This window comes from Novosphingobium sp. HR1a (genome assembly GCF_015594425.1).
GTDB classification, from domain to species: Bacteria; Pseudomonadota; Alphaproteobacteria; order Sphingomonadales; family Sphingomonadaceae; genus Novosphingobium; species Novosphingobium resinovorum_A.
Genome location: NZ_JABXWS010000046.1, coordinates 65190 through 74809 on the forward strand (window position 1 = coordinate 65190; position 9620 = coordinate 74809).

A 9620-nucleotide genomic window follows, 5' to 3' on the forward strand; every position below is an offset into this window, starting at 1 on the left:
GGACGGATTAGTTATCGTATGTGGGTGGCTGTAGGAAAGTGCATCCGCTTCAGGCTCAGGAGGCTATAGCGCCTGCGGCCTTTAGAAAAGTGGAGGTCCGTGAGATTATATCAAGCATAGGCCTTGAGCCAACGCTCTCCCAAAGAGCCATCAACGCATCGCCATCATGAACGTCATGGTCCTCAATCAGAAGACCGGGCAATGTTCCGATAACAATTGCATTAAATCTGTGAGAACGACTTATATCCAAAGCAAGAACAGGGGAAATTTCCGTCCATTCTTCGTTGATATTTCCAGCGTTCAGCTTGCCATCAATCTTTGCTTGAACCAGCATCATCGATATAATCAAACCGATTGCCCGCTGCCGTTTATTGGGGTTTGTTCTTGCATCAAAAACAAAAGCGCCGATGAGATATGCTCTAAGCAATGCATTAACGTAATAACTTTGGATGAGATCTTCATCCCCAGCATCGTTGTAATGCACCTCAATGAGGGCCGACACCCAAGCAGCAACTAAATCAGCAGCCAAATCCAGCATGGGCAAACCCATGCCGGGGAGACCAACCTTAATAACCGGAACCGTTGTAAATTCAGAAAATTTCTGTCGGATATGGATCAATTCGTGAATAACGAATTGGGCTAGCCCGATCTGCTGCCAGCGCACACGTTCTACGCCAGATATGCCGATCTCCCCGCAGGCATCATAGAGTTCATTCCATACTTTTACCAATGGCGCCAGATAGAAGTAGACCCGCATATTACCGCGATCCAAACGGAAAGCCGATTCACTCTCCTCATCGGTCACTTGAAATTCACTTTGATCGATGAGATTCAAAATACCCGCGCATACTCCGGTGATTTTACGTTCGAGCGCTAGCCGACCCAAAGCCGTACGAACTTCGAGTATCACTCGATCAAGTTCACTCTGCATCGCCTCGGTGGCTGCTGCCCCATTCATGCATTAACCTCCTGAATGGTGGCATTATGAGCTGGGATGGCGGGTACATCAAGCGCGTTTCCCGGGTACCTTTAACCCATTATCCACAAATCTCGGGTTGAATGGGGTACGAATTTGGGGATAAATGGGAACCACGGGACATGCGAAAGAATTCGCATATGATTCCGTATCAACAAGGAGAACTGGTAATGTCCGACCTCCAAGCGGTGGAAGCCACTGTAGCGGAGCGCGGGGTACCAAATCGGGGTACACGTGGCAAAGGGCGGGGGCGTGCACAAAAAGATTGGACAATCAAAGGACTGTCTCCTGAGACAGTCGAGGTTGCCCGAGAAGCAGCCAAATCTAGCGGCATGAAAATTAATGCTTGGGTTAGCCAAGCACTTACTGATGCCGCTTGCGATGTCCCAAGAGACAGAGAATTTGACTATGACGACCGTCATCACGACGTCGCAAAATCAGAAATAGAAAAACTTCGAGCACGAAATGATGAATTAATTCAAACAGTTAATACTCTTAGTGCGCTTCTAGCAAAAAGCTATTTAAACACTTAGGTAAAGAGGCAGCTCACGCTGCCTCTTTTTTATTCAACAAGGCACATTAACCAACACAAAATAGAAAGCAATTACGGCGATTATCTCTATGCTTTGGCCGTAAGCGACATTGACAGTTCCGGGAGCGCGAGGGCGATGGCCCTCGCATTTCTACTTTCTTCTTCCCCCCTCACCTGAACCGCCTGTGCCCCCTCCCCGAGACAAGCTCGGGGAGGAATGTGCGGTTTACTTCGCCCAGCTTCCCAGCAGGGGCTTGAGGTAGCTTCCGGTGAAGCTGCCTTTGACCTTCACCACCTCTTCGGGCGTGCCTTCGGCGACGATCTGGCCGCCGCGGACGCCGCCTTCGGGGCCCATGTCGATGATCCAGTCGGCGGTCTTGATGACGTCGAGGTTGTGTTCGATCACGACCACCGAGTTGCCCTGGTCGACCAGTCGGTGCAGCACTTCGAGGAGTTTGCGCACGTCTTCGAAGTGGAGCCCGGTGGTGGGTTCGTCGAGGATGTAGAGCGTCTGGCCGGTGGAGCGGCGGGCGAGTTCCTTGGCCAGCTTCACGCGCTGCGCCTCGCCGCCGGACAGGGTCGTCGCCTGCTGGCCGACCTTGACGTAGCCGAGGCCCACCTCGTTCAGCATGTGCATCTTGTCGCGGATGGGGGGGACGGCCTTGAAGAATTCTTCGGCGTCCTCGATCGTCATGTCGAGCACGTCGGCGATGGACATGCCCTTGAACTTCACTTCCAGCGTTTCGCGGTTGTAGCGTTTGCCGTGGCATTCCTCGCACGTCACGTAGACGTCGGGCAGGAAGTGCATCTCGATCTTGATGAGGCCGTCGCCCTGGCAGGCTTCGCAGCGGCCGCCCTTGACGTTGAAGCTGAAGCGGCCGGGCTTGTAGCCGCGCGCTTCGGATTCGGGGAGGCCGGCGAACCAGTCGCGGATCTGGGTGAAGGCGCCGGTGTAGGTCGCGGGGTTGGAGCGCGGGGTGCGGCCGATCGGGGACTGGTCGATCTCGATCACCTTGTCGCACTTTTCGAGGCCGGTGATCTTGTCGTGCGCGCCCGCGATGACGCGCGCGCCGTTGAGCTGGCGGCTGGCGCCTGCCTGCAGCGTGTCGATGGTGAGCGAGGACTTGCCCGAGCCGGACACGCCGGTCACGCAGCAGAAGGTGCCGAGCGGGAACTTCGCGGTCACGCCGGTCAGGTTGTTGGCGCGGGCGTTCTCGACGGTGACGAAGTGGCCGTTGCCCTTGCGGCGTTCCTTCGGCACCTCGATCCGGCGGGTGCCGTTGAGGTACTGCGCGGTGAGGCTGTCCTTGCTCTTGAGCACTTGCTTGAGCGTGCCTTCGGCGACCACCTGCCCGCCGTGGACGCCCGCGCCGGGGCCGAGATCGACGAGGTAGTCGGCGGTGCGGATGGCGTCCTCGTCATGCTCCACCACGATCACGGTGTTGCCGAGGTCGCGCAGGCGCTTGAGGGTTTCGAGCAGCATGTCGTTGTCGCGCTGGTGCAGGCCGATGCTGGGCTCGTCGAGCACGTAGAGCACGCCCGAGAGGCCCGAGCCGATCTGGCTGGCGAGGCGGATGCGCTGGCTCTCGCCGCCCGACAGCGTGCCCGAGGTGCGGTCGAGGTTGAGGTAGTCGAGCCCGACGTTGTTGAGGAAGCCGAGGCGCTCGTTGATCTCCTTGAGGATGGCCTTGGCGATCTGCTGCTGCTGGTTGGTGAGCTTGCCTTCCAGCTGCCCGAACCACGCGAAGCCGTCCGCCACCGAGAGGCGCGCGGCGTCGGCGATGTCGCTGCCGGCGATCTTGACCGAGAGGGCCTCGGGCTTGAGGCGCTTGCCGTCGCAGGTCTCGCACGGTTGCGCGGTCTGGTACTTGCTCAGTTCCTCGCGCATGAAGGCGCTGTCGGTCTGCAGCATGCGGCGATTGAGGTTGCCGATGACACCCTCGAACGCCTTGTTGACGGTGTATTCCTTGCGCCCGTCCTTGAAGGTGAGCGGCACGGCCTTGCCGCCGGTGCCGTAGAGGATCACCAGCTTGATCTCGCCGGGCAGTTCGTCCCACGGCGTCGTAAGGTTGAAGCCGAAGTGCGCGGCCAGGCTGGAGAGCACCTGCATGTAGTAGGGGCTGGGCGGGTTGGACTTGGCCCAGGGCACGATGGCGCCCTGCTTGAGCGTCAGGTGCTCGTTCGGCACGACCAGCTGCGGGTCGAACAGCAGCTTCTCGCCGAGGCCGTCGCAGGCCGGGCACGCGCCTTGCGGGGCGTTGAAGGAGAACAGGCGCGGCTCGATCTCCTCGATGGTGAAGCCGCTGACGGGGCAGGCGAACTTTTCCGAGAAGACGATGCGGTTGGCGGGCAGGCCGGCGCCTTTCAGGTTCTTGCCCTGCTCCTCTTCCTCACGGCCGGGGACGTTGCCGTCGGCCATGTCGGCATAGGCCAGCCCCTCGGCCAGCTTGAGCGCCTGCTCGAAGCTGTCGGCAAGGCGGGTCTGGATGCCCTCCTTCACCGCGATGCGATCGACCACGACCTCGATGTCGTGCTTGTACTTCTTGTCGAGCGCGGGGGCGTCCTCGATGGCGTAGAACTCGCCGTCGATGCGCACGCGGGTGTAGCCCGCCTTCTGCCACTCGGCGAGTTCCTTGCGGTATTCGCCCTTGCGGCCGCGCACCACCGGGGCGAGCAGGTAGAGGCGCGTGCCTTCCGGCAGCGCCATCACCCGGTCGACCATGTTAGAGACCGTCTGTGCCTCGATCGGAAGACCCGTGGCGGGGGAATAGGGAATGCCCACGCGCGCCCACAACAGGCGCATGTAGTCCCAGATCTCGGTCACCGTCGCCACCGTCGAACGCGGATTGCGGCTGGTGGTCTTCTGCTCGATCGAGATGGCGGGCGAGAGGCCGTCGATATGCTCGACATTCGGCTTCTGCATCATCTCGAGGAACTGGCGCGCATAGGCCGAGAGGCTTTCGACATAGCGGCGCTGCCCCTCGGCATAGATCGTGTCGAAGGCGAGGCTCGACTTGCCCGAGCCCGAAAGCCCGGTGATGACGATCAGCTTCTCACGCGGGAGCGCAATGTCGAAGCCCTTGAGGTTGTGCTCGCGCGCGCCGCGCACGGTGATGTGGGTGAGACTCATGGAGGCGGTATGTTCCAGATTTGTTCGCGCCATTCAAGAGGCGCCGGGCGGTTTGCCCATAGATGGGGCACAGCGCGCCAAGGGCAAGGGCGTTTCCGGGCGTTGGATGATCCCGCGCTGCGACGAGCCGGGGCTGCGCGGGGTCGGACGGGAAACCCGCAAGGCCCCCGCACGTTTTCCGTTTCGACCCAGCGCCGCATTCGTGCGGCCTCGCAGTTTGAGGAGAACGCCATGCGCGCCATGCGCAAACTCGCACCGAAGATCGCCGCCGCAGCGGCCGTCGCATTCATGTTACCGTCCGCCGTCATGGCCGGGGATACCGGGAAACCGGCTGCCAGCGCGCCGGAGCCGGGAAATCCCGAAGCACGGCGACAGATGCTGAACGCCCGTGAAGCCGCCGCCGCGCAGGAACAGCTCGCCCGCAATGAGGCCAGCCGGTCCCAATACGACGCCGCGCTCGCCCTCAACGACATGAAGACCGCCCGCGATGCCGCCGCTTACGACGCGACGCTCGACCGGCACGATGCGGCGGAACAGGACTACCGCGCCGACCGCAAGCAGTGGGAAGTCAGGAACCCGGCGTGCTGGAACGGCAATGCCGTGAAGTGCCCCGCCGATCCGCAGGCTCCCGGCTCCGGTGGGCGCTGACCCCTTCCGCCGAGGCTTCACCCCGCGACGAACCGCCCGTCGCAAGCCCTTTGAATCCCCGCGATTCTGCAGGCAGATAGCGCCTGTCGGGTGCGCCGATCAGGCTCAGGGGATTCAGGAAAATGGGGGCTTTCGGGCTGTTCGGGCGCGTGGTGGCGCTTTTACTGTTGGCAGGCTTCGCCACGCCGGTTCTTGCCGACGATCCGCGCGATCCGTCCATGACGCCGGACGCCGTCGCCCGCGACGCCGCGACCATCCGCCGCCTCAACCGCGAGCAGCTGGACTACGTGCGCCGGCGCGACGCCGGTTATGCGCAAGGCTGGCGCGACTACGATACGGCGCGCGCTCACCCCGATGCGGACCAAGGCGATTACGCTGCCGATCGTCGTGACTATGACGCCGCGCGCGCCGACTATGCCGAAGAGCGCCGCCGTTACGAGCACGACATGCGCGAATGGCGCGAGGACGTCGCCGCCTGCCGCGCGGGCTATTACGAGCACTGCGCGCGGTAAGACCGGATACGGCCATCCTTGTGGAAAGAGCCCGCCCCCGCATTGGAGCACGGACGCTCGGGGGCTAGGACGTGAACTCATAAACAGCACCATCGAGGTTTGAGGCAAAATGGCTCAGCGCAAGGAGGCAGGGCGAAGGAATATGTCGATATTTCAAGGCCTGTCGACGCGGCGCTGGGCCTTTTTGGTCAAATCCCTTCGGGACGCCGGAATGGCTTCCATCTCGAACCGAAGCGGCCTTGGAAGGGCAACCAGCCCTTCCGGCGGACGCTTCCGCCCGAGTTGTTCGCCATTCCGGCGCCTCGATGGTGCTGTTTATGAGTTCACGTCCTAGTCTGCCCGCCATGCCCGGCCTCATCCGCAGCGCCCCCTTACGGAACATTGCCGTTCTGTCCCTCGTCGCCATGCTCGCGGCATGCGGCGGCGGGGTGAAGTACCGCCCCGTCAGCGACGTGCCCGTCCGCATCGGCCCTCCCTACAAGGTGCGCGGCATAACCTATACTCCCGCCGCGCAGCCCGGCTACGACATGCTCGGCTATGCGACGTGGTATGGTTCGGAAAGCGGCAACCAGGTGGCCAACGGAGAACGCTTCCGCCCCGGCTGGATCACCGCCGCGCACAAGACGCTGCCCCTGCCCGCTTATGTGGAAGTCACCTCGCTCGACACCGGCAGGCGCATCATCGTGCGTATCAACGACCGCGGCCCGTATGGCGAGAGCGCGCGCATCATCGATCTTTCGCGCGGCGCAGCGGAGGAGCTGGGCATCCGCACGCAGGGCAAGGCGGCGGTGCGGGTCCGCGCCATCGAGCCCGACGAGAAGGACCGCGCCGCGCTGCGCAAGGGCAAGACCGCCAGGTCGCTCGCCCCGGTCCCGGCCCGCACGCTGTCCAATCTGCAGGAACAGTTCGCGCGCGGCGTCGGCACGCGCTGAGGGAACCGGACGCAAGCGCTGCGCGTTATCTCTCCAAAGGAGAGAGATGATGACTTCAGGCGCCGAAATTCCGTTCCGTCGCAGCCGTTTCGCCCGTGGCACGGGATCGCTGCTGTTCGACCGCCAGCGCGAGATGCACCAGCGCGAGGCGGAAAAGCGCGAAGAGCCCATGCGCATCTGGTCGAAGGGCCACTTCGTCGAAAGCTGACGCTCACCCCAGCGAAAGCGCACGCGCTCCCGGCTCGCCCAACCAGCGGGCCGGACAGCCCCAAACGTTCCGGATGACGTCTTCGGACAGCGCGTGGCCGGGCTCTCCGTCAGCGGCGATCCGTCCCTCGTGCAGCACCATGACGCGATCGGCGTAGTTCATCGCGGTTGCCAGGTCGTGCAGGACCAGCACCACGCCGCGGCCCTGGCGGCCTTGCTCGCGCAGGCGCCCCATCAATGCGAGCGCATGGCCGAGATCGAGATTGGCCAGCGGCTCGTCCGCCAGCAGCCAGGCCGGGCCAGTCGCCAGCACCCGCGCCATCAGCGCCCTCGCCCGCTCACCTCCCGACAGCTGCGAGACGGGTCGTTTCCGGAATGCCTCGAGGTCCATCGTCGCGATCGCGGCATCGATCGCGGTCCGCCCACCGCCCGTCCCTGTATCCTGCCAGGGCAGGCGACCGAGCCCGACCAGCACTTCGACCGTGACGTCCCACGCCACTTCGGGGCTTTGCGGAAGATAGCCGATGCACTGCGCGCGTTCCCGCGGCGGCACCGCATGCATCACTCGTCCGCCCAGCGCGGCAACGCCGGTATCGGGCTCCACCAGTCCCGCCAGGCAGGACAGCAGCGTCGACTTGCCCGCGCCGTTCGGTCCGCAGATCGCAGTGACTTCCCCCGCATGGATGGTCATCGTCAGGTCGCGCAGCCGTCCCGCGATGCCGAGCCCCACCGTGTTCAGCGTCCCGGTCATGCCAGCCCCCGCCGCATGCGCAGCAGCAGCGCAAGGAAGAACGGCGCGCCGATCAGCGCGAGCGCAATCCCCAGCCGCAGCTCTCCGCCCGCAAGCGGGAGGACGCGGCAGCCGGCATCGGCAACGAGCAGCAGGAGTGCCCCCGCCAGCGCGCTCGGCACCAGCAGCGAGGACGGCCGCCGGTCGGTCAGCGGCCGAACGAGATGCGGGACCATCAGTCCGACGAAGCCGATCACACCCGCCACCGCAACCGCCGCGCCGACCGTCAGGCCCACGCCCGCGATCATCAGCGCCTGTTGTCGCCTCGGCTCGAAGCCCAGCGAACGCGCCGCCGCCTCGCCCAGCGTGAGCGCGTCGAGCCCCCGCCCGGCCACCAGCAGCACGCCGAGTCCCAGCAGCGTCAGCGGCCCGGCAATGACGACCTCGCGCCACGAACGGTCGGCCAGCGCGCCCATCAGCCAGGTCACGATCTCGCTCATCGCGAACGGCGTGGGCGAAAGGCTGATCGCAAGGCTCGTCAGCGCCCCCGCCAGGCTGGAGATCATCAGCCCCGCCATCGTGAACAGGGCGACGCCCGCCTCACGCCCCGCGATCAACGCCAGCAGCGCCATCGCCCCGCCCGCGCCGACGAGAGCGAAGACCGGCAGCAGCCAGACCGACGCGGCATAGCCGGTCCAGAAGCTCAGCACCGCACCCAGCGCCGCGCCCGGCGCGATGCCGAACAGGCCCGGATCGGCGAGCGGATTGCGCAAGTAGCCCTGCATCGCCGCCCCCGCCCCGCCAAGTCCCGCGCCGACGATCAGCGCCAGCAACGCGCGCGGCAGGCGCAAGTACAGCAGGATAACCGAGGCATTGTGTGTGTCGGACGCAAAGGGATCGATCCACACTCGCCCCGCCAGCAGCGACAGCGGCACGGCGAGCGCGAGCAGGACGACGAAGATCGGAATCAGGCGGCGGTTCATGGATGAAGGTCTGCCGTTGTGCCGGGTGCTTCGACAAGCTCAGCATGAGCGGAGCTTGTGCGATTCCCTTCATCCCCGCTCACCCTGAGCTTGTCGAAGGGCCCGAGATGACCGCGGGACCTAGGGTTATCGAGAGATCGCCGCACTTGCGCGAACCGCGCCAGTGCCTTGGGCACGGTCGGCCCGCCGCACCAGATCAACGAACGGTCGAGCGGCGCGCGGATCATGCCCCGGACTTTGGCGAGAGCGGGATGACGCAGCATCCGGTCCTCCTCGCCGGCGGGCGAGCCCACGGTGAAGACCACGCGCGGCGGATCGGCCACCACGCGTTCCAGCGGCAGGTAATCGGCCTGGGCAAGCCCGCGCGCGGCAGCGGCATTGGCAAACCCGGCGCGGCGCATGAGATCGGCGATCAGCGTGTGGTCGCCCGCGACGATGCCGCCGGATTCCCACAGCAGCGCCTGCACCGGCCGCACGCCGGTCGGCGGCTTGGCACGGGCGACGGCGGCCTCTATCCGCCCGGCCAGTTCCTCCCCTTCCGAACGATTGCCCGCCAGCTTCGCCAGCCGCCGCACTTGCGCGAGCGCTTCGGGAAGGTCGGCGGGAAGCGGCTCGAGCACGACCTCCAGCCCCATGTCGCGCAGGGCCTGCGCGGTGGCCGGCGGCGTGTAGCTGCTCGCCACCACGACATCGGGTTCGAGCGCGACGACATCCTCCACCGCGTCAGACACTTCGGCGAACTGCGCGGCGCGGGCGAGATCCATAGAACTGGCCGAGGGATCGTGGCTATAGTGGGAGATCGCCAGCAGCTGCCCCGGCGACGTCACCTCCGCCAGCACCGCATCGGTGCAGGGGTTCAGCGAAACGATGCGCGGACGTACCGATCCCTCGACCGGCGGGTCCGACAAGGGTTGGCAGGCGGCGAGCGTCAGGAGCAGCGGGGTAACGGCAAGCCACCCGAAGCCCGCTT

General features: G+C 64.5%; 10 protein-coding genes. 5 read left to right on the forward strand and 5 right to left on the reverse strand.

What is annotated here, in order from left to right:
* Window positions 1-55: 55 nt before the first annotated feature.
* Window positions 56-958, reverse strand: a complete 903-nt coding sequence (locus HWN72_RS11845) for a hypothetical protein (RefSeq protein ID WP_008832440.1) — start codon at window positions 956-958, stop codon at window positions 56-58.
* 188 nt (window positions 959-1146) lie between these two features.
* Between HWN72_RS11845 and HWN72_RS11850 the strand changes: the two genes are divergently transcribed.
* Window positions 1147-1509 (forward strand): hypothetical protein, encoded by a 363-nt coding sequence (locus HWN72_RS11850; protein WP_172705165.1) that lies wholly within the window; start codon window positions 1147-1149, stop codon window positions 1507-1509.
* 225 nt (window positions 1510-1734) lie between these two features.
* On the opposite strand, the gene uvrA is transcribed toward HWN72_RS11850, so the two are convergent.
* Window positions 1735-4638, reverse strand: a complete 2904-nt coding sequence (uvrA, locus tag HWN72_RS11855) for an excinuclease ABC subunit UvrA (RefSeq protein WP_008832441.1) — start codon at window positions 4636-4638, stop codon at window positions 1735-1737.
* Between the two features lie 231 nt (window positions 4639-4869).
* Here uvrA and HWN72_RS11860 point away from each other — a divergent pair, with 231 nt between their 5' ends.
* The 4 genes from HWN72_RS11860 (at window position 4870) to HWN72_RS11875 (ending at window position 6938) form a co-directional block, all read left to right on the forward strand.
* Window positions 4870-5286 (forward strand): hypothetical protein, encoded by a 417-nt coding sequence (locus tag HWN72_RS11860; RefSeq protein WP_008832442.1) that lies wholly within the window; start codon window positions 4870-4872, stop codon window positions 5284-5286.
* Between the two features lie 122 nt (window positions 5287-5408).
* Window positions 5409-5798, forward strand: a complete 390-nt coding sequence (locus HWN72_RS11865; RefSeq protein WP_008832443.1) for a hypothetical protein — start codon at window positions 5409-5411, stop codon at window positions 5796-5798.
* 344 nt (window positions 5799-6142) lie between these two features.
* Window positions 6143-6730, forward strand: a complete 588-nt coding sequence (locus HWN72_RS11870; protein WP_008833419.1) for a septal ring lytic transglycosylase RlpA family protein — start codon at window positions 6143-6145, stop codon at window positions 6728-6730.
* A 49-nt stretch (window positions 6731-6779) separates the two neighbouring features.
* Window positions 6780-6938, forward strand: a complete 159-nt coding sequence (locus HWN72_RS11875) for a hypothetical protein (protein ID WP_172705215.1) — start codon at window positions 6780-6782, stop codon at window positions 6936-6938.
* Window positions 6939-6941: 3 nt separating this feature from the next.
* Here HWN72_RS11875 and HWN72_RS11880 read toward each other — a convergent pair whose 3' ends face one another.
* The 3 genes from HWN72_RS11880 to HWN72_RS11890 all read right to left on the reverse strand — a co-directional run.
* Window positions 6942-7688 carry an ABC transporter ATP-binding protein gene (locus HWN72_RS11880; RefSeq protein ID WP_008833418.1) on the reverse strand — a complete coding sequence of 249 codons (747 nt, stop codon included), beginning with the start codon at window positions 7686-7688 and terminating at the stop codon, window positions 6942-6944.
* Window positions 7685-8650: an iron ABC transporter permease gene (locus HWN72_RS11885; protein WP_008833417.1), complete on the reverse strand. Its 966-nt coding sequence runs from the start codon at window positions 8648-8650 to the stop codon at window positions 7685-7687. Before HWN72_RS11885 ends, HWN72_RS11880 begins: the two co-directional genes overlap by 4 nt.
* Window positions 8647-9620: ABC transporter substrate-binding protein (locus HWN72_RS11890; RefSeq protein ID WP_211150365.1), on the reverse strand; the 974-nt coding region annotated here is incomplete at its 5' end. The genes HWN72_RS11890 and HWN72_RS11885, both read right to left, overlap by 4 nt.